Origin of the sequence: Vibrio sp. Of7-15 (assembly GCF_022347565.1) — a bacterium.
GTDB lineage: Bacteria > Pseudomonadota > Gammaproteobacteria > Enterobacterales > Vibrionaceae > NORP241.
The window spans coordinates 58,361-78,087 of the sequence record NZ_JAKRGH010000016.1; the positions used below are offsets into that span (position 1 = coordinate 58,361).

Annotated in this window: 20 protein-coding genes; 16 read left to right on the forward strand and 4 right to left on the reverse strand. The window is 43.4% G+C overall.

Annotation, left to right across the window (positions count from 1 at the left end; translation table 11 throughout):
• Nucleotides 1-4: 4 nt before the first annotated feature.
• From lpxD to MHO82_RS16185, 14 genes are all read left to right on the forward strand, one after another.
• Nucleotides 5-1,030 (forward strand): UDP-3-O-(3-hydroxymyristoyl)glucosamine N-acyltransferase, encoded by a 1,026-nt coding sequence (lpxD, locus tag MHO82_RS16120; protein ID WP_239185291.1) that lies wholly within the window; start codon nucleotides 5-7, stop codon nucleotides 1,028-1,030.
• An 82-nt stretch (nucleotides 1,031-1,112) separates the two neighbouring features.
• On the forward strand, nucleotides 1,113-1,565 hold the full coding sequence (gene fabZ / locus MHO82_RS16125; RefSeq protein ID WP_239185293.1) for a 3-hydroxyacyl-ACP dehydratase FabZ: 453 nt from the start codon (nucleotides 1,113-1,115) through the stop codon (nucleotides 1,563-1,565).
• Between the two features lie 3 nt (nucleotides 1,566-1,568).
• Nucleotides 1,569-2,357 (forward strand): acyl-ACP--UDP-N-acetylglucosamine O-acyltransferase, encoded by a 789-nt coding sequence (lpxA, locus tag MHO82_RS16130; protein WP_239185294.1) that lies wholly within the window; start codon nucleotides 1,569-1,571, stop codon nucleotides 2,355-2,357.
• Nucleotides 2,358-3,500, forward strand: a complete 1,143-nt coding sequence (gene lpxB / locus MHO82_RS16135; protein WP_239185295.1) for a lipid-A-disaccharide synthase — start codon at nucleotides 2,358-2,360, stop codon at nucleotides 3,498-3,500.
• A complete protein-coding gene (rnhB, locus tag MHO82_RS16140) occupies nucleotides 3,500-4,117 on the forward strand; it encodes a ribonuclease HII (RefSeq protein WP_239185297.1) in 618 nt (205 codons plus the stop codon). The genes lpxB and rnhB overlap by 1 nt, the downstream gene beginning before the upstream one ends.
• Before the next feature lie 104 nt (nucleotides 4,118-4,221).
• Entirely contained in the window at nucleotides 4,222-7,698 is a 3,477-nt protein-coding gene (gene dnaE, locus MHO82_RS16145) for a DNA polymerase III subunit alpha (RefSeq protein WP_239185299.1), read from the forward strand.
• 54 nt (nucleotides 7,699-7,752) lie between these two features.
• Nucleotides 7,753-8,712 (forward strand): acetyl-CoA carboxylase carboxyl transferase subunit alpha, encoded by a 960-nt coding sequence (gene accA / locus MHO82_RS16150; protein ID WP_239185301.1) that lies wholly within the window; start codon nucleotides 7,753-7,755, stop codon nucleotides 8,710-8,712.
• A 116-nt stretch (nucleotides 8,713-8,828) separates the two neighbouring features.
• Complete coding sequence (gene tilS / locus MHO82_RS16155) at nucleotides 8,829-10,142, forward strand: tRNA lysidine(34) synthetase TilS (RefSeq protein ID WP_239185303.1); 1,314 nt, start codon at nucleotides 8,829-8,831, stop codon at nucleotides 10,140-10,142.
• A gap of 78 nt (nucleotides 10,143-10,220) precedes the next feature.
• Nucleotides 10,221-10,529, forward strand: coding sequence for a c-type cytochrome (locus MHO82_RS16160; protein ID WP_239185305.1), 309 nt, complete (start codon nucleotides 10,221-10,223; stop codon nucleotides 10,527-10,529).
• A gap of 177 nt (nucleotides 10,530-10,706) precedes the next feature.
• On the forward strand, nucleotides 10,707-11,393 hold the full coding sequence (locus MHO82_RS16165) for an HAD family hydrolase (RefSeq protein ID WP_239185307.1): 687 nt from the start codon (nucleotides 10,707-10,709) through the stop codon (nucleotides 11,391-11,393).
• Between the two features lie 165 nt (nucleotides 11,394-11,558).
• Nucleotides 11,559-11,957 (forward strand): hypothetical protein, encoded by a 399-nt coding sequence (locus MHO82_RS16170; protein WP_239185309.1) that lies wholly within the window; start codon nucleotides 11,559-11,561, stop codon nucleotides 11,955-11,957.
• Nucleotides 11,958-12,097: 140 nt separating this feature from the next.
• Nucleotides 12,098-12,436: a nitrogen regulatory protein P-II gene (gene glnB, locus MHO82_RS16175; protein WP_239185311.1), complete on the forward strand. Its 339-nt coding sequence runs from the start codon at nucleotides 12,098-12,100 to the stop codon at nucleotides 12,434-12,436.
• Between the two features lie 243 nt (nucleotides 12,437-12,679).
• Nucleotides 12,680-13,477: a DUF2189 domain-containing protein gene (locus tag MHO82_RS16180; protein ID WP_239185313.1), complete on the forward strand. Its 798-nt coding sequence runs from the start codon at nucleotides 12,680-12,682 to the stop codon at nucleotides 13,475-13,477.
• 212 nt (nucleotides 13,478-13,689) lie between these two features.
• On the forward strand, nucleotides 13,690-14,538 hold the full coding sequence (locus tag MHO82_RS16185) for an endonuclease/exonuclease/phosphatase family protein (protein WP_239185315.1): 849 nt from the start codon (nucleotides 13,690-13,692) through the stop codon (nucleotides 14,536-14,538).
• Here MHO82_RS16185 and MHO82_RS16190 read toward each other — a convergent pair.
• The 3 genes from MHO82_RS16190 to gloB all read right to left on the reverse strand — a co-directional run bounded on the left by MHO82_RS16190 (nucleotide 14,518) and on the right by gloB (nucleotide 17,681).
• The gene (locus tag MHO82_RS16190; RefSeq protein ID WP_239185317.1) at nucleotides 14,518-15,207 is read right to left on the reverse strand and encodes a YIP1 family protein; all 690 of its coding nucleotides are present in this window, start codon (nucleotides 15,205-15,207) and stop codon (nucleotides 14,518-14,520) included. The two genes, MHO82_RS16185 and MHO82_RS16190, sit on opposite strands and share 21 nt — an antisense overlap.
• Nucleotides 15,204-16,763 (reverse strand): LysM peptidoglycan-binding domain-containing protein, encoded by a 1,560-nt coding sequence (locus MHO82_RS16195; RefSeq protein ID WP_239185319.1) that lies wholly within the window; start codon nucleotides 16,761-16,763, stop codon nucleotides 15,204-15,206. Before MHO82_RS16195 ends, MHO82_RS16190 begins: the two co-directional genes overlap by 4 nt.
• A 159-nt stretch (nucleotides 16,764-16,922) precedes the next feature.
• Nucleotides 16,923-17,681 carry a hydroxyacylglutathione hydrolase gene (gloB, locus tag MHO82_RS16200; protein ID WP_239185321.1) on the reverse strand — a complete coding sequence of 253 codons (759 nt, stop codon included), beginning with the start codon at nucleotides 17,679-17,681 and terminating at the stop codon, nucleotides 16,923-16,925.
• 43 nt (nucleotides 17,682-17,724) lie between these two features.
• Between gloB and MHO82_RS16205 the strand changes: the two genes are divergently transcribed.
• A complete protein-coding gene (locus MHO82_RS16205) occupies nucleotides 17,725-18,459 on the forward strand; it encodes a class I SAM-dependent methyltransferase (RefSeq protein ID WP_239185323.1) in 735 nt (244 codons plus the stop codon).
• A 3-nt stretch (nucleotides 18,460-18,462) separates the two neighbouring features.
• Here MHO82_RS16205 and rnhA read toward each other — a convergent pair whose 3' ends face one another.
• Nucleotides 18,463-18,927, reverse strand: coding sequence for a ribonuclease HI (gene rnhA / locus MHO82_RS16210; RefSeq protein WP_239185325.1), 465 nt, complete (start codon nucleotides 18,925-18,927; stop codon nucleotides 18,463-18,465).
• 54 nt (nucleotides 18,928-18,981) lie between these two features.
• On the opposite strand from rnhA, the gene dnaQ reads away from it, so the two are divergent.
• The gene (gene dnaQ / locus MHO82_RS16215; protein ID WP_239185327.1) at nucleotides 18,982-19,725 is read left to right on the forward strand and encodes a DNA polymerase III subunit epsilon; all 744 of its coding nucleotides are present in this window, start codon (nucleotides 18,982-18,984) and stop codon (nucleotides 19,723-19,725) included.
• Nucleotides 19,726-19,727: the final 2 nt, after the last annotated feature.

Here is a 19,727-nt window from a genome sequence, read left to right on the forward strand (position 1 = left end):
TACCATGGTTCGAATCACACTAGCTGAGTTAGCTGAAAAACTTGAAGCAAAATTACACGGCGATGCGTCTGTCGTTGTGTCTTCAATTGCAAGTATGGATAAAGCTAGCGAAGGCGATATTACGTTTCTGTCTAACAGTAAGTACCGCCAGCATCTTGAGCAATGTAATGCTTCAGCTGTTATGGTGAAAGAGGCTGATTTGCCTTACTGTCAAACTAACGCCCTTGTGGTTCGAGACCCTTATTTGGCTTATGCACTGGTTGCTCAAATTTTAGATACAACCCCTGCTTCAGCAGTAGGCGTTTCACCTTCTGCACATATTGCGGATGATGCGGTTATTGGTGAAGGTGTGGCCATTGGTCATAATGCGGTGATTGAATCTGGTGCGGTGATTGAATCTGGTGCTCAGGTCGGTGCTGGTTGCTTTATTGGTAAAAATGCAAAAATTGGAACAAAGACTAAACTTTGGGCTAATGTTTCGATTTATCACGATGTTGTGATTGGTGATAATTGCTTGATTCAATCCGCCACAGTTATTGGTTCTGACGGCTTTGGTTATGCTAATGATCGTGGTACTTGGGTTAAAATCCCGCAGCTCGGATCTGTTCGCGTTGGTAATAATGTTGAAATAGGCGCAAGTTGCTCTATTGATCGTGGTGCGCTAGACGATACGGTTATTGGCGATGGTGTGATTTTAGATAACCAACTGCAGATTGCTCATAATGTTGTGATTGGTGAGAAAACGGCCATGGCAGGTGCAACAACAGTTGCAGGTAGTACTACGATTGGTAAACATTGTGTGATTGGTGGAGCCAGTGTGCTTAATGGTCACATTAATATTGCAGATGGTGTACATATTACTGGCATGGGTATGGTAATGCGTTCGATTTCTGAACCTGGCGTATACTCATCAGGAATCCCATTACAAACAAATAAAGAGTGGCGAAAAACAGCTGCCCGCACTCATCGAATTGATGAGATGCATAAGCGTTTGAAAACGGTAGAAAAGAAGCTAAGCGAAGAAAAGTAAACGCGCTCTTTTCTAACAGGCCTGCCCATTGCAGGCCGTTTTCGTTTTATATTAATAATTAAATTTAGACAGGAATATTGCTTTGAGTCGCGAAAATAAAACACTCAACATCACAGAAATTCAAGAACTTCTTCCTCATCGTTACCCTTTCTTATTGATTGATCGTGTTACCGATTATGAAGAAGGTGATTATCTAATCGGTCTTAAAAACGTCTCTGTGAACGAGCCTCAATTTACGGGACACTTCCCGCAATTGCCTGTATTCCCAGGTGTGCTGATTCTTGAAGCAATGGCACAAGCCACAGGCCTGCTTGCATTTAAAACCTTTGGTGCTCCTGCGGAAAATGAATTGTACTACTTTGCTAGTGTAGACAACGCAAAGTTCCGTCAACCAGTTGTTCCTGGCGATCAGTTGTCTATTAAGGTGAATTTTTTGAAAGAGCGTCGTGGCATTGCATTATTTGATTGTGTAGCGACGGTTGATGGCAAAGCGGTTTGTACTGCAGAGCTTAAATGTGCAAGACGAGAGTTTTAATTCATGATCCATGAGACAGCTCAAATCCACCCAAGTGCGGTGGTTGAAGAAGGTGCCATTATTGGCGCAAACGTCAAGATTGGCCCATTTTGTTTTGTTGATAGCAAAGTTGAAATTGGCGAAGGTACAGAACTGACTTCTCACGTCGTTGTAAAAGGGCCTACTCTGATTGGTAAAGAAAATAAAATTTACCAATTTGCATCGATTGGCGAAGAGTGCCAAGACTTAAAATACGCGGGTGAAGATACGCGTCTTGAAATTGGCGATCGCAATATGATCCGCGAAAGCGTGACAATGCATCGTGGTACTGTTCAAGATGGCGGCTTAACTAAGGTTGGCAGTGATAACCTATTTATGATCAATGCTCACGTAGCTCATGACTGTATGATCGGCGATCGATGCATCTTTGCAAATAATGCGACGTTAGCAGGCCATGTAAAAGTAGGCAACCATGCCATTATTGGCGGCATGTCTGCAATTCATCAGTTCTGTGAAATTGGTGAGCATTGTATGCTAGGTGGCGGCTCTATTGTTGTGAAAGATGTGCCGCCTTACGTTATGGCTCAAGGTAACCACTGTGCGCCGTTTGGCATTAATATTGAAGGCCTAAAACGTCGTGGTTTTGAAAAGCCAGCATTACATGCGATTCGTCGTGCTTATAAAGAAATTTATCGTTTAGGGAAAACGTTGGATGAAGCAAAACAAGCCATTGCTGACATTGCAAAAGATCATCCAGAAGTTCAAGCTTATGTTGATTTCTTTGCCCGCTCTAAACGTGGGATTATTCGTTAGATGACTAAGCCTCTACGAATAGGTATTGTCGCCGGGGAAATCTCCGGCGATATTTTAGGTGCTGGATTTATTCAAGCCATTAAACAACAGTACCCAGATGCTGAGTTTGTGGGCATTGGCGGTCCACGTATGATAGCTCAAGGTTGTGACTCTCTATTTGATATGGAAGAGTTAGCCGTGATGGGGTTGGTTGAAGTATTGGGTCGGCTGCCGCGCTTACTAAAAGTAAAAGCAGAGCTGGTTCGTTATTTTAAGAGTAATCCCCCGGATGTGTTTGTTGGCATTGATGCACCAGATTTTAATTTACGTTTAGAAGCGGATTTAAAGCAATCAGGTATTAAAACCGTTCATTATGTGAGCCCTTCTGTGTGGGCTTGGCGTCAAAAACGTATTTTCAAAATAGAAGCGGCAACTCATCTCGTATTGGCGTTTTTACCTTTTGAAAAAGCGTTTTATGATAAGTTCAACGTGCCTTGTCAGTTTATTGGCCATACGATGGCTGATTCCATTCCATTACAGCCTGATCAAAGACAAGCTCAAGATAAGCTGGGCTTAGATCCAACTAAAACATGGCTAGCTGTTTTGCCTGGTAGCCGTGGCAGCGAAATGGGCATGCTAGCTGAGCCTTTTATCCAAGCCTGTCAAAAACTTAAAAAGCAGCACCCTAATTTAGGTTTTGTTGTTGCTTTGGTGAATCAAAAGCGCCGTGAACAGTTTGAACAAGTTTGGCAAGCAACAGCGCCGGAGTTAGACTTTGTACTGGTTGACGATACCGCTCGTGATGTTATGACTGCTTCAGATGTGGTTCTATTAGCATCGGGCACTGTCGCACTGGAATGTATGCTAGTGAAGCGACCAATGGTAGTAGGTTACCGAGTAAAACCAATTACTTACTGGATTGCTAAGCGTATGATAAAAACAGAGTATGTGTCGTTACCTAATATTTTGGCAGACAGAGCACTTGTGCCTGAATTATTACAGCACGATTGTACTCCAGAAGCATTGGCTAACGCGGTAAATCACTATTTAACCACAGACAACCAAGAGTTGATTGAACAATTTACTCAAATGCACGAGTGGATAAAAAAAGACGCAGATAAGCAAGCAGCAAGCGCTGTTTTAGAATTAATTGGCAAAGCATAATGACAAAGAAAAACACAGAATTAGAGCCGTTCGAATACCCTGAAAATGTCGATTTAATCGCAGGAGTTGATGAGGTGGGGCGGGGACCATTAGTGGGAGCTGTAGTGACGGCTGCTGTGATTTTAGACCCGAATAATCCGATCGAAGGTTTAACGGACTCGAAGAAGTTGTCAGAGAAAAAACGCAACGCCTTGTTTATAGAAATTAAAGAAAAAGCCTTGTCGTGGTCTCTTGGGCGTTGTGAGCCCGAAGAAATTGATCAGATTAATATTCTTCAAGCAACCATGGTTGCGATGCAGCGCGCTATCGCTGGGTTAGATGTTCAGCCTAACTTTGCGCTTATCGATGGCAATAAAGTACCTGAGTTACCAATGCCAGGTCAGGCAGTGGTGAAAGGTGACTTACGAGTGGCAGAAATTAGTGCTGCCTCTATTCTGGCCAAAGTCACTCGAGACGCTGAAATGGAAGCGCTTGATGAGCAATACCCTGATTATGGGTTTGCTAAACATAAAGGCTATCCGACCAAAGCGCACTTTGAAGCTTTAGAGAAATTTGGTGCCATTGAGCAACATCGTAAAAGCTTTAAGCCTGTAAAAAGGGCTTTAGGTCTAGAATAGAAATACATACAGAGCCTAATGATGTTGCGTTAGCGCTCTGTTTATCATGTCAGGTAATGACTCTTATTACTTTCATCTTCGAATAACCGGTTATAACTTCAATCATGGCAGAACCTCGTTTTATTCATCTTCGTGTTCACAGTGACTACTCCATGGTGGACGGCCTTTCCAAAGTGCCGCCATTAGTAAAGAAAGTGGCTGAGCTGGGCATGCCTGCAATGGCGCTTACGGATTTCACTAACTTATGTGGTTTGGTGAAGTTTTACTTTGCAGCACACGGAGCCGGAATTAAGCCTATTATTGGTGCTGATTTTAAAATGCAGTCACCAGAGTTTGGTGATGAGCTGACTCAACTAACCGTATTGGCAGCAAATAATGAAGGGTATAAAAATTTAACCCTTTTAATCTCGAAAGCGTATCAACGTGGTCACGTTCAGCACCAGCCTGTTATAGATAAAGAGTGGTTAGTTGAACATAAAGAAGGCCTGATCCTGCTTTCTGGTGCCAAGCAAGGTGATGTGGGTAAAGCCCTATTAAAAGGTAACCAAACGCTGGTTAACCAGTGTGTCGAGTTTTATCAGACTCATTTTGCCGATAATTATTATCTTGAGCTGATCCGCAGCGGTCGTCCTGATGAAGAAAATTATCTGCATTTTGCAATAGCCCTTGCTGAACAACGTGCTCTTCCTGTTGTGGCGACAAATGAGGTTTGTTTTCTATCTGAAGATCAGTTCGATGCCCATGAAATCCGTGTTGCGATTCATGATGGTTACACGATGGCGGATCCTCGTCGTCCTAAAAACTACAGCAATCAACAATACTTGCGTAGTGAAGAGGAGATGTGCGAGCTATTTGCAGATATTCCAGAGGCTCTTGAGAACAGTGTTGAAATTGCCAAACGCTGTAATGTGACGGTGCGTTTAGGTGAGTATTTCTTACCTAACTTTCCCACTGAAGGGATGACCATCGAAGATTTTTTAATTAAGAAATCGGAAGAAGGGCTGGAAGAGCGCCTCGAGTTTTTATTCCCAGATCTTGAAGTTAGAAACCAAAAACGTCCAGAGTATGATGAACGTTTAAAGGTAGAGCTCAAAGTAATCAATGACATGGGTTTCCCTGGTTACTTCCTGATCGTAATGGAATTTATACAGTGGTCTAAAGACAACGACATTCCTGTTGGTCCAGGGCGTGGTTCTGGTGCAGGCTCATTAGTTGCTTATGCTTTAAGCATTACCGACTTAGACCCACTCGAATATGATCTTCTTTTTGAACGTTTCTTGAACCCAGAACGTGTCTCCATGCCTGACTTCGATGTCGACTTTTGTATGGACAAACGTGATCAGGTTATTGAGCACGTGGCAGAGTTGTATGGTCGAGATGCGGTATCTCAGATTATTACCTTTGGCACCATGGCAGCCAAAGCGGTAATACGAGATGTAGGCCGCGTACTTGGCCACCCATATGGGTTTGTTGATCGTATCTCTAAGTTAGTTCCGCCCGATCCGGGAATGACACTGGCTAAAGCTTTTGAGGCCGAACCTCAGCTGCCTGAAATTTATAATGGCGATGAAGAAGTAAAAGCGCTTATCGATATGTGTCGTATCCTTGAAGGGGTGACACGTAATGCGGGTAAACATGCCGGTGGTGTTGTTATTTCACCAACGACCATCACAGATTTTGCGCCTCTATATTGTGATGCAGAAGGTCAGTTCCCGGTTACCCAGTTTGATAAGAATGATGTTGAAACTGCGGGTCTGATTAAGTTTGACTTCTTGGGCCTTAGAACCCTTACCATTATTGACTGGGCACTGGGTCTGATTAACCCAAGGTTGAAAAAAGAGGGTAAAGATCCTGTTCGTATTGAGGCCATACCTCTTGATGACCCGGCTTCTTTTGCACTAATGCAGCGCTCTGAAACTACTGCGGTATTCCAGGTGGAATCTCGAGGTATGAAAGAGCTGATTAAACGCCTTCAACCTGACTGCTTTGAAGATATTATCGCACTGGTAGCCCTGTTCCGACCGGGTCCTTTGCAATCGGGCATGGTAGATAACTTCATTGACCGTAAACACGGCCGGGAAGAGATTTCGTACCCAGATGAAAAGTGGCAGCATGAGTCTCTAAAAGACATTCTAGAGCCTACTTATGGCATTATTCTGTATCAAGAGCAGGTAATGCAGATTGCTCAGGTCTTAGCGGGTTATACCCTAGGTGGAGCTGATATGCTTCGTCGTGCAATGGGTAAGAAAAAACCGGAAGAGATGGCTAAACAGCGTGCTGTCTTTGAAGAAGGCTCGGTCAAAAATGGGGTTGATGGCGAGCTCGCCATGAAGATTTTTGACTTGGTAGAGAAGTTTGCTGGTTATGGTTTTAACAAATCTCACTCTGCGGCATATGCGTTAGTTTCTTATCAAACGTTATGGTTAAAAACCCATTATCCAGCCGAGTTCATGGCCGCCGTAATGACCGCGGATATGGACAATACGGATAAAATCATCGGTTTGGTGGATGAGTGTCTGCGCATGGGCTTAAAAGTTTTGCCGCCAGACATTAACTCCGGCTTGTATCGATTTAATGTTGACGATGGTGCTATTGTATACGGTATCGGTGCTATTAAAGGTGTCGGTGAGGGCCCCATTGAAAATATTATTCAAGCGCGGAACAAAGGAGGCCACTTTCGTGATCTTTTTGATTTTTGTGCTCGAATTGACACCAAAAAAGTCAACAAACGAGTGATTGAAAAATTAATTCAATCCGGTGCGTTAGATCGACTAGGTCCACACCGAGCGGCGATTATGGCGTCAGTGGATGATGCTGTAAAAGCTGCGGGTCAGCATCATCAAGCAGAGGCATTTGGCCAAACGGATATGTTTGGTGTCCTTACCGCCGAGCCGGAAGAAGTGGAGCAAGCGTATGCGCAAGTACCTAAATGGCCTGAGAAAGTATGGCTTGAAGGGGAGCGCGAAACCTTAGGCTTATATTTAACTGGTCACCCAGTCAATTCTTATTTAAAAGAGCTAAAACGTTACACGACATGGCGCTTAAAAGATGCACATCCTACTGGACGTGATAAAGTGGTTACAGTAGCGGGGCTAGTGCTTGCTGCTCGTGTGATGACCACCAAAAGAGGGAACCGTATTGGTTTATTAACCCTTGATGACCGTTCAGGCCGAATGGAAGTCATGTTATTCTCTGATGCGTTGGACCGTTACGCCGATTTACTTGAAAAAGACAAAATTTTACTTGTTTCTGGACAGGTCAGCTTTGATGACTTTAATGGTGGCCTTAAAATGTCAGCGCGTGAAGTGCTAGACATCTCAGAAGCAAGAGAAAAGTACGCCAGAGGACTTGCACTCTCGGTCACTGAGAGGCAAATTGATGGCCAATTTTTTGAGCGCTTTAGCCAAGTGCTGGAGCCACACCGGGCAGGTACTGTGCCGGTAAATGTATATTATCAACGAGAAGACGCTCGCGTTAAGTTAGTTCTTGGTACAGAGTGGCGGGTAACGCCTTCTGATCAATTACTTGATGATTTAAAATCGTTGCTTGGCGAAGAGCAAGTCGAACTTGAATTTAACTAGAATATCCAGTTACAGCAATAAACGTGACTGTACTGATAAAGGATTCTTAGTGGTATGAGCCTGAATTTTCTTGAATTTGAAAAACCAATTGCAGAATTAGAAGCCAAGATCGAAGCATTGCGTGATGTATCTAAACATGATGAAGATGCATCTATCGATCTAGATAAAGAGATCTCTCAGCTAGAAGAAAAAAGCCTTGAGCTAACAAAAAAAATCTTCGGAGATTTAGGCGCATGGCAAGTGGCGCAACTTGCGCGTCACCCTCGTCGTCCTTACACGCAAGACTACTTGGATCATGCGTTTACTGAGTTTGATGATTTAGCTGGCGATCGTGCTTATGCTGATGATAAAGCTATCGTAGGCGGTATCGCTCGTTTGGATGGCCGACCAGTTATGGTTATTGGTCATCAAAAAGGCCGTGAAACAAAAGAAAAAGTACTTCGTAACTTTGGTATGCCTAAGCCGGAAGGTTACCGTAAAGCGCTACGTCTAATGGAAATGGCAGAGCGTTTTAACATGCCTATCATTACTTTTATCGATACTGCAGGTGCTTACCCAGGCGTTGGTGCGGAAGAGCGCGGCCAATCAGAAGCGATTGCGAAAAACTTAAAAGTCATGGCAGGCTTAAAAGTCCCTGTGATTTGTAATGTTGTGGGTGAAGGCGGCTCTGGTGGTGCTCTTGCTATTGGTGTTGGTGATTATGTGAATATGCTTCAGTATTCAACGTACTCAGTGATTTCACCTGAAGGTTGTGCTTCTATTCTATGGCGTGATTCAGATAAAGCGCCACAAGCTGCTGAAGCAATGGGTCTAGTGGCAGAGCGTCTGAAAGAGTTGGAGCTGATCGATACGATCATCGAAGAGCCTTTAGGTGGCGCGCACCGTGACCATATTCAGATGGCTGAAAACATGAAAACGCGTTTGCTTGAGCAGCTGGCAGAGCTTGATCAATTAGATCAAGAAACGCTACTTGAGCGTCGTTACCAGCGTCTAATGAGCTACGGTTACTGTTAATCGTGTTCTGAACTAGATATTTAACTCATTGATTTGATCGATTTGTTTTTAATATCAATAATAAGCGGGCTTCGGCTCGCTTTTTTCGTTTTTAGGTTTCTTGATTGAATAACGCTATGCTTACAGATCATTTTTTCACTGTGCTTCAACCATACCTTACCCAACCGAGAAAGTTTGTTCTTGCCTTTAGTGGTGGAGTGGATTCTCGGGTGATGTTACAGCTTCTTGCTCAGTTTCAAGCAAAGCATAAAAATGCAGAGTGTATTGCGGTGCATGTCCATCATGGATTAAGTGAGCATGCGGACACTTGGCAACAGCAATGTGAGAGTTGGACGAATGAAGTGGGCATTCCATTGTATGTAGAAAAGGTCACCTTGTCATTGGGGGCTCGTGTAAGCATTGAGCAAGCCGCTCGTGAAGCCCGTTATCAAGCGTTAGAAAAATACATTAGTCGTGACGATGTACTACTAACAGGGCAACACAGCGACGATCAGGTTGAAACGTTTTTGTTGGCGTTAAAAAGAGGAAGCGGCCCTGCGGGATTGTCGGCCATGGCACCGGTGAGTCAATTTGGTCAGGGAGTGATGGTTAGGCCTTTATTGTCAGTGCCACGACATGACGTCGAAGCGTTTGCGAAGGCTGAGCAGTTAGAGTGGGTGGAAGATGAAAGTAATCAAGATACTCAGTTTGATCGTAATTTCTTGCGCCATCAAGTGACGCCCCAATTGAATCAGCGTTGGCCGGGCTTTAGAAAGTCGGTAATGCGAACCGCTGAATTGTGTGCGGAGCAGGAGAGTCTACTAACAGAGTTGTTGATGGAGAAGCTACAGTCTATTAAGCAACCTGATGGCAGTGTAGATATACCTCTTTTACGTCAAGAGTCAGATCCGGCCAGAGCGTATCTGTTGCGTATGTGGCTTGCCTCTCATCAGTGTCAGATGCCAAGTCGTATTCAGCTAGAGCAGATGTGGCAAGATGTAGCGTGTGCCAGTACCGATGCCAACCCTATTTTTAGTCTGCATGATATGCACATACGTCGTTTTCAACAGCGGTTGTATTTGGTTAGGCCATGTGAAGATATCACCGATTGGCGTGCTCCATTAGTCGATGAACTAGCTCTTCCTGATGGGCTTGGTCGTTTAGCATTAAAGGCATTATCGGGCAGAGAGCTGGTCGAATTTGGTTTACGCTTACCAAGCAAAGATGAAGTGGTAACGGTTTGCTTTAATCCTGAAGGTATTTCTGCTCATCCACAGAATCGTGGTCATAGTCGTAAGCTGAAAAAATTGTTTCAAGAGTATGGTGTTCCAAGTTGGAATCGTCGTCGTACCCCGCTTATTTTTTATGGCGAACAGCTGGCAGCGGTGGCTGGCTTATTCGTATGTCGGGGGTTTGTTGGTCAGCAGTGTGAGCTAACGTGGCATATTTAATCGGTTCAGTGGAAATTCTCAATAAGAAAAGCAAAAATATAAACTAATAAAAACACAATAAATTATTGAGAGGAAGCAATGAAAAGAGCACTAGGATTCGCAGTTGCGGCATTAATGATGGCTTCACCAGCAATGGCCGGTGATGCAGCCGCAGGAAAAGCAAAAGCAGCTGTGTGTGCGGCATGTCATGGCGCTGATGGTATCGCATTGATCCCAGGTTACCCTAATCTGAAAGGTCAAAATGAGCAGTATTTAGTGAGTTCACTGAAAGCGTATAAGTCAAAAGAGCGCAGTGGTGGTATGGCGATGGTTATGCAGCCACAAGCGGCAATGTTAAGTGATGCTGATATCGAAAACTTAGCAGCGTATTTTGCTAGTTTGAAGTAAATACAACTCTGCATATAGGTAAATAAAGCATAGTCTCTTGGCTATGCTTTTTTGTTTATATAAGGGGGCGTACACTGAAAATATCTGTGGTTTCATTGGAAAGTGTGAAAAGGCATCGCATTAGTTGATAACATGTGATTAACTTGGGGTTATCCTGTAGTAAATAAGGGGCATCTTATGATTTTCTTCGACTTGGACAACACCTTATTGGATCATGATGGCGCAGAGAAAGATGCAATTTGTGATTTTGTCGCTAAGTATCATTCACAGTTAATAGAGTTAGAGCACGCACCGGATGTAGCTTGGCGTGAAATAACCGATAAACATCGAGAGCGTTGGCGACAAGGAGAGTTGGACTTTATTGGTCAGAGGCGAGCTAGGATCAGTGAGTTATTCAGTCGCCCCTTGACCACTCAGCAAGCTGATGCGTTATTTAGCGAATTTTTTGCTATTTATCAATCTTATTGGCGTCCTTATAGTGATGTTATTCCTGCGCTTGAGAAACTAAAAGGTATCCCATTAGCAGTAATCAGTAATGGTTTTACGAGTCAGCAAGTGGCAAAATTAACAGAAACTGGATTACGCCCTTATTTTCAGTTGATAGTGAGCTCAGAAGAGGCTGGTTACGCTAAGCCAAGCCCTGAGATTTTTCATTATGCGGCTGGCATGGCGGGTGGTGACGCTAACAGCCATTGGTTTATTGGTAACCATCCAGAACGTGATGCTATTGCTGCCCATCGGGCTGGAATGCGATCAGTGTGGCTGAATCGGGATAATACTGTGTTTTCGACTGAAACCCGAGTGGTTAAAAGCTTAACGGGTTTTGCTGATTTGGTTTGTGAAAGCTATAAAATGACGGCTTGAGTCGGAACTGAGATCGTACAATTTTGGATTGTACTTTACATTTCTTACGATGATATATAGCTTAGTAAATACTTAGTATGTGCTTTCACAGGAGGTGAACAGCAATATTAAGTCATTTAGTTGTTTCAATGGATGAAATGACATTAATTAAGAAGGACTTTATTTGTGATAGCTCATGCAATTGGTGAGCTTAAACCTAATCATACGCTAGATACCGGACGGGTATTAGCCATCATATTAGGTGCTTGCCTTATTTATCATATCGATACGTTTAGTAGTGTGTTTACTGCTCGTACGCTAAGCGTGATTCCTCTATTCATCTCTGGTTTGATTTTTACGGCCGGTGGCTTGGCCGTGACTGGTTTGTGGCTAAGAAAATTGTGGGGTTATATCCCAGCTTATTTCTTTATCCCTGCCATAACCATGTTTTCTGATATTAGTCTTGTGCCTTTTTTACCGACATTGTTTCCGGGTGAGTTCCAAGCGTGGAGTATTGTGGTCAGTAATCTGGCTGTGCTGCTTTTTTCTGTCTGGTCTTTGCTTCATAAAATGAAAGCGCCGTAATCGTAAAGAGGTTTAGGTCTTTTCCTTATTTGTTAAAGAGTTCAATTTGGATTCAATACCAATATAAGTAATAATGACATCAGATTTTTGTTGCTGGTGAGATTGGTGCAAGCCAGGAGTAGCCATACTAAGGGACTATGATGAAAAAGATTGAAGCGATTATTAAGCCATTTAAGTTGGATGATGTACGTGAAGCACTGGCAGAAGTTGGCATTACTGGTATGACAGTATCTGAAGTTAAAGGCTTTGGTCGTCAAAAAGGCCATACTGAGTTGTACCGTGGTGCGGAATACATGGTGGACTTTTTACCAAAAGTAAAGCTGGAAATTGTTGTGGGTGATGAAGTCGCAGATCAGTGTGTAGACTGTATTATCGAAACGGCTCAAACAGGCAAAATTGGCGATGGTAAGATCTTTGTATTTGATGTGGATCGTGTGGTTCGTATTCGTACTGGCGAAGAAGATGAAGACGCCATCTAAGTGGCCACACAGTGATACTACTATCTGTAATTGATTTAAGCAGCCGTGGTTCATTTTTAAATTTACATGGGCTCTAAGGGATAACCTTGGGGCTTTTTTATCTTGATCTAATCCACCTTTCTTTTTTGCGCTTGGTCGACTGTTGGACTAATAATTGAAGTTGTGACTTTTTTCACTTCTTACCAATAGTTAAATACCGTCTAGACTGTATATAACCAACGAAAAATTTATTAAGGAGGATATATGCCTCGTACGGTTAACCCTTCAGACTTTGAAGATAAGAAAAAGCATGTCCCTGATCATGAGTATGCTCGAACGATTCCATGTAATCAGGTAAGTGTGTCGGCTCCATTTCATTGGCTATCACTTGGTTTACACGATTTTATTCGTATGCCAGTGATCAGTGCTTTCTATGGTCTTTGTTTTATGGCCGCCGCCATTGGTATTGTTTTATTGGTGCAGTGGCAGGGAACGCACCTAGTAGTAATGCCCAGCTTAGTTGTTTATATGCTGATTGGTCCTTTTTTAGCTTTAGGGCTCTATGATGCGAGTTGGGAGCGAGAAAAAGGGCACCATGCAAAATTGTTCCACTCCATGAAAGCGATAGGGCGTAACTCCACATCTCAATGGGCCTTTGCCGTTATGCTTGCTGTTGCGATGATCTTTTGGATGCGAATTGCTGCTTTGTTGCATGTTCTCTACCCTTCAGTGCAAGGTGCGCCATTGACTGATTTCTTGCCTTTCTTAGTGATTGGCTCTCTTATCGGGCTTGTTATTGCTAGTGTGATTTTCAGTATTTCCGCTTTCTCTATGCCACTAATGATGGAGCGTCGAGTGGATATGATGACGGCGGTATTTACAAGTTTTAATGCTGTTAAATCTAATGTACCTGCCATGATCGTATGGGCTGCCATTATCTGCGGCGGGATTTTGATTGGGTTTGCGACTTATGGAATTGGGATGTTATTTACTATGCCTATTTTAGGTTACGGTACTTGGCATGCTTATCATGAAACGGTTAAAAAGAATCATCACTTATAAATTTTTAACACCGCTTATTTAAGAATAAGCGGTGTTCCTTCCTAAAAATAATTCTCCCCTGACTTTCCTTGCTAAAAGAATGCTTGCCAGCATAATGGGTAGGCACTGGCTTAATGGCTTCTAATGTCTTTAAGCCAAACTGTTGTGTCTAATCTTAAATTCTCCTGAGTTCAGGTTATGTTTTTGGGCTCGTTAATTGAGAGCAATGTTTAATGAAAATTCTTATTGGGCTTGGTGCTGTGTTTGTAGCTGCCATAGTTTCTTTCCAAGTGTCTTTTACCATTCCTGAGCAAGCAGAAGTGATGGCACTAGAAGCTGAATCTAATGAGCTTAAAGTCCGTTGTCTTACGGAAAATCAGGTCACTGCGCTTGATCGCGACGGAAAGTTGTCATTACTGGTGTGGAATATTTATAAGCAGCAGAAGGAGAGTTGGCAATCGCAGTTGCAGGAATTATCAACGGATGTCGATCTAATTTTATTACAAGAAGCCAGTTTAACCCCATCTCTAAAAAGTGCCATAAAACAAGCAGGTTGGGTAGCAAATCTTGTGCGAGCGTTTGATGTGTTAGATACCTCAGCAGGCGTATTAAGTTTATCTCGCAGTCAGCCTAGCTCAGCATGTGCCCATACGGCGTTAGAGCCTTGGTTACGTTTACCTAAATCGGCGTTACTGAGTTTGTTTCCTTTGAGCACTCAAGAAAATTTAGCGGTGGTGAATATCCATGGTGTTAATTTTACCTTGGGTACAGAGGAGTATCACGCTCAGCTATCTGAGCTACAAAACGCGTTAGAGGCACATCAGGGGCCAATTATTGTGGCTGGTGATTTTAATACATGGAGTGAAGACAGGTTAGCGGTGGTAAGGGATCAAGTGGGTCAACTTGGTTTGAAGGAGGTGAGTTTTACTGACGATCATCGAACTCAGTTTCTGACGGGCTTGCCGTTAGATCATATTTTTTATCGGGGTTTAGAGCTTGAAAAAGCAGAAGCGCCCAAGTCGGACGCTTCTGATCATAACCCTATGATTGCCCATTTTCGATTACAAAATAGCAATGAATAGTGGCCAAACTGTAAAGCAGATTAACCATGGCAGTAGGGCGATGGTGAGCGCCTTCGCTTTATCGAAATCTGTCCATGCTCCGATGGCGGCATAGCTGAGAACAATATACCAAGGCATTAAGAGTGGGAATGCGCTGGTATAAGTTGCCCAAGGGTTATTCAGGGGTAACTTAACCAGTCCATTTAGGCTGTTTAAGTCGGCATTTCCTGGTAAAACATGCGCGTGATTCATCAATAGGTTCACATAGCTTGCTAAATCACCAATGATGGCTGGAAACATGATGATGGTACAAGCAGCGACCCATTTAAAATAGCTGTGCTGGTATTGGCTTGGTTTGGTTGCGAGTTTAAACCAAAACGCGAGCATAAGAATGGAAGCCGTACGCCCAAACACATCGTTAAAGACTTCACCTGCCAGTAGGACTTCTTTGTTTAGCCAGTCTTGTTGTACTTGGGCGTCCACTGGCCCAATGACAGCAAGTAAAGACTGAATAAGCCAGTCAAAATTGACCATACTAAAGTAGGTATCCCAAAATACTAAAGGGCTAAAAATGAGTAATAAGTAAGGGAACCAAGCCCATTTTCCTTTCTGGTACAGAGCAGCAAAGCACGCTGTGGGTGCTCTAAAAATATCTAGAATTAAGAATAATGGGTTCGCAGATGGGCTCATACGCTCACCTTAGTCACATCAACGTACAGCTTGAGTTGTTGGCCAGGCTGAATGTAGACGCCTTTTTTAAGGTTGTTCCATTTTCTTAGGTTTGCAACCGAGACCTTATGGCGAGCAGCAATGGTACTTAGAGAGTCACCCTTACGGATCTTGTAATACACCGTGCGGATTATTGCGCCGTCTTTACCGTCTTTCCATATCACGAGCTTTTGCCCAATGCGAAGGGGATCTTTAGGGCTCATGCCATTCCACTTCGCTAATGTTTTGTGTGATACCTTATTTTTACGTGCAATTGTCCAGAAGCTGTCACCGCTTTTTACGACATGAGTCAGTTTGTATTTACCACGAGACGCGGATTGTAGTTTTTCTTGGCGTTGAGCGACCGTCAGCGTGTATTGCTCACTGCCTTTGCTCGACGCAGGGATTAATAAATACTTACCGACACGGATATTATTGCTGGTGAGATTATTGCTACGCTTAATTTGGGCTGTAGTCGTGCGATAACTTTCGGCAAGTTGGCTCAGTGTGTCGCCACTTTTTACTTTGTAACGAACAACATTAATGCCTTGGCCTTTATTTTTTGCGAGGTTTGTATTGAAAGAATCTACTTTATCTAAAGGTAAGAGCAGATGGTGGGGGCCACTTGGCGAGGTTGCCCACTGATTATAAGCGGGATTATAACCTTGTAGTTCTGTAATGCTCATTCCTGCGTATTTTGCCGCTAGCGCTAAATCCATTTGTTGCTTTGGATCGATGCGTTGCAGTGCTGGTTTATTCTCAATTGCAGGTAGGTCTAAACCATATTCTTTTCTGTTTTTGATCACGTCTGCTAAGGCGATCAGTTTTGGTACATAGCCGCTGGTTTCTTTTGGTAAATCGAGAGAGAAGAAATCTGTTGGTTTACCGGCTTTTTTGTTCTTTTTAACGGCACGGAAAACGCGTCCTTCACCACTATTGTAAGCCGCAATAGCGTAAGACCAGTTACCATCAAATTTTTTGTTTAAGTACACCATTAGATCCAAAGCGGCATCGGTTGCTTCTTCCACATCACGACGACCGTCATACCACCAGTTTTGCTCCAGGCCAAAACTACGAGCGGTTTCAGGAACAAATTGCCATAAACCCGCAGCACGGCCGTGAGAGTAGGCAAATGGGTCGAAGGAGCTTTCAACGATAGGAAGTAGTGCCAGTTCGAGAGGTAAACCGCGTTTTTCAATTTCCTCTGTGATCATGTAGAGAAAAGGTTCAGCACGTTTAGAAACAGTAATAAGGTGCTGTGGGTGCTTTAGGTACCAATTGCGATAGTAATCGACTTTCTTATGATCTGGAATCGGCATTTCTAATTGCATAGCAATGCGTTGCCAAACATCACTTTGTTCTTGTGGTGTTGGCTGCTTTACAACAACAGAAGGTTTGTTAGCTTCTTTGGGTGTTGGAGATGGGGCAACTTGAGTTGTGTTTGTTGGAACCTGCTCTGTTCCCTCTTCTGTTGTGGGTTGGGTTATCTGACAACCTGTCAGAAATAATGCACCAACCCAATATAGCTTTAATTTCATTGTTCCAGCCTTTTACCTAATTGGCTGGAGATAATACTTGTCTCGATACCGTCTCGCAATGATTTGAATCTGTAGGTGCGGTTAAAATTTGACCTGACAACCAAAATAATGAAAGCGATATGAACTCTTGTTCACTTGGTTGGGAGATAACATTTCGCCTTAGAATTCATCTTTCCATTGTCGTAATGCGGTAAATGTGGCGAGGTCTGATGTATCGTAAGCCTTGCTGGCCACAGAGCGTTTTATCGTGCTTTCATGGCAACGCAAAAATGGGTTGATTAGCTTTTCTTGTTGCAGAGTAGAAGGGAGCGTTGGCGTATTTTGTACTCTGAGCTTGGTGACTTGCTCGCGATATTTATGTAAGTAAATGTTATCGGGCTCAGCGGCTAGGGCGAAAGAAAGGTTCGCTGCTGTGTATTCATGAGTGCAGTACACTTCGGTTTCATCCGGTAAAGCCAACAGTTTTTGCAAAGAATGGTACATCTGCTCAGGAGTTCCTTCAAACAGGCGGCCACAGCCAGCAGAAAACAGTGTGTCACCACAAAATAGCTTTTCATCGCCCACATAGGCAATGTGTCCTAACGTATGGCCAGGTACTCCTAGTACCATAAATTGTTCATCAAATAACTCCACTAAATCCCCATCTTCAACAGGATGCGTTAAAGTTGGAATTGGCTCTTGAGCTGGGCCAACGACATTTGTGCCTGGGTATTGGCGAATAAGCTCTGGAACGCCGCCAATGTGATCGTGATGGTGGTGTGTAATAAGTATGGCGTCTAAAGTGAAATTATGTTGTTGTAATGCATCAATAACTGGTTGAGCATCGCCCGGATCGACGACAACACAATGGTTATCATTATTGTGAATAAGCCAGATGTAATTGTCGTTAAATGCAGGTATGCTTTTTACTGTCAGCATTAATCAGATCTCCAACCTTCGGTGGTAATGAGTAGTGATATAAATGAAGCCAGCACGCACATATCGTCAGCTTGACAAACCACACTCGTGGCAGCAACTTGGTAATGGGAAATGGGTCGCTGAACTACTTCAAACCCGCTTAGATGAATGGTGTCCAAAATTTTTTGGCTACCATATGCTCAAACTTGGCGGTCTCAGTAGTGAGCTTGCCAGTGCTCAGTGTAATATTCAACATCAAGTTTGTGTAGATGAAGAAAATCCTCTTCATAATGTGATAGCCCATCCTTTTGAACTTCCTTTTGCTGAAAAAACATTCGATGTGTGTTTATTGGCTCATCAACTTGACTATTGTGATGACCCCCATCGATTACTCCGGGAAATGGATCGAGTGTTAATTAATGATGGTTATGTCATTATTTCTGGCTTTAATCCTTTAAGTTTAACAGGCATGGCCAGTTTATTACCGTGGCGGAAAAATAATTTGCCTTGGAGTGGGCGTATGTTCACTCCGTATCGAGTGAAAGATTGGTTGGGAGTATTAAATTACGAAGTGGTGCACCATGAAAGTTTTGCGGTGATCCCTGCCACCAAATACCAAACCTGCTGGACATGGTTAGAAAACAGTTGTGGGGGCTGGCTTTCAGGGGCTGGAAGTTTGTACTTCATTGTCGCTCGAAAGCGCACTTATCCCCTGAACCCCATCAAGCGCAACTGGCAGGTTAAACGACGCTTCTCACCGGTTGGCGTTAATTTTCGGACCAAGCACTTAGATCGCTAAATTTTAGCTTGGTTTGTAGCCTGTATCGATGTCCGTTGGATTCTCGGCTGCGTGACGGGCTAGCTCATCACACATTTCATTTTCTCGATGACCTGCGTGGCCTTTTACCCATTTCCACTCAATTTGATGGCGTTGGCTCTCTTTGTCGAGTAATTGCCATAAATCGGCATTTTTTACGGGCTTTTTATCAGCGGTAGTCCAATTACGCTTTTTCCAATTGTGGATCCATTTGGTTATGCCTTGGCGAACGTATTGGCTGTCTGTGGTTAAGGTTACTTGGCACGCTTGAGTGAGGTTTTCCAAACCAATGATTGCGGCTAATAATTCCATTCGGTTGTTGGTGGTGAGTGTGAACCCTTTTTTGAAGGTTTTTTCATGTTGTTTGTAGCGCATAACAATGCCATAGCCACCAGGACCAGGATTACCCAAACAAGAACCATCAGTGAAAATTTCTACCTGCTTCATCATCTTTGGTAGTATTACCTCAATACGTTAAAAAAACAGTCTGACACAATCACGCTTATGAACGCTAGCAATACAGTAGATAACGAACGCATTATTGTTCTCGATACCGAAACCACCGGTATGAATATGGGCAGTGGCCCGCATTATGAAGGGCACCGAATTATTGAAATTGGTGCCGTAGAAATCATTAACCGGAAGCTGACTGGCAGACACTATCATGTGTACATTAAGCCTGATCGTATCATTGATGCTGAGGCGATTGAAGTTCACGGTATTACGGATGAATTTTTAGCGGATAAACCTTCTTACGCCGATGTTCACCAAGAATTTTTAGAATTTATTAAAGGCGCCGAATTAGTTGCCCATAACGCGCCCTTCGATACGGGCTTCATGGATTATGAATTCTCCAAGCTTGATGCCAGCATCGGGAAAACGGAGGATTATTGCAAGGTTACCGATACCTTGGATATGGCGAAAAAGCTATTTCCGGGTAAGCGAAACAACTTAGATATCCTTTGTGATCGTTATGGTATCGATAATTCACATCGTACTTTGCACGGCGCTTTACTCGATGCCGAGATCCTTGCTGACGTATACTTGTTAATGACAGGTGGGCAAACCAGTTTAACGTTCAGTGGCTCACAAAGTGAAGAGGGAGAGGGTGCTGCTGAGGCAATAAAAAGGTTAGCTTCTGGTCGTAAATCGTTAAAGGTTTTACGTGCATCGGCCGATGAATTAGAAGCGCATGAATCGCGATTGGACTTAGTTGATAAAAACGGCGCCTGTTTGTGGCGTCAATAGGA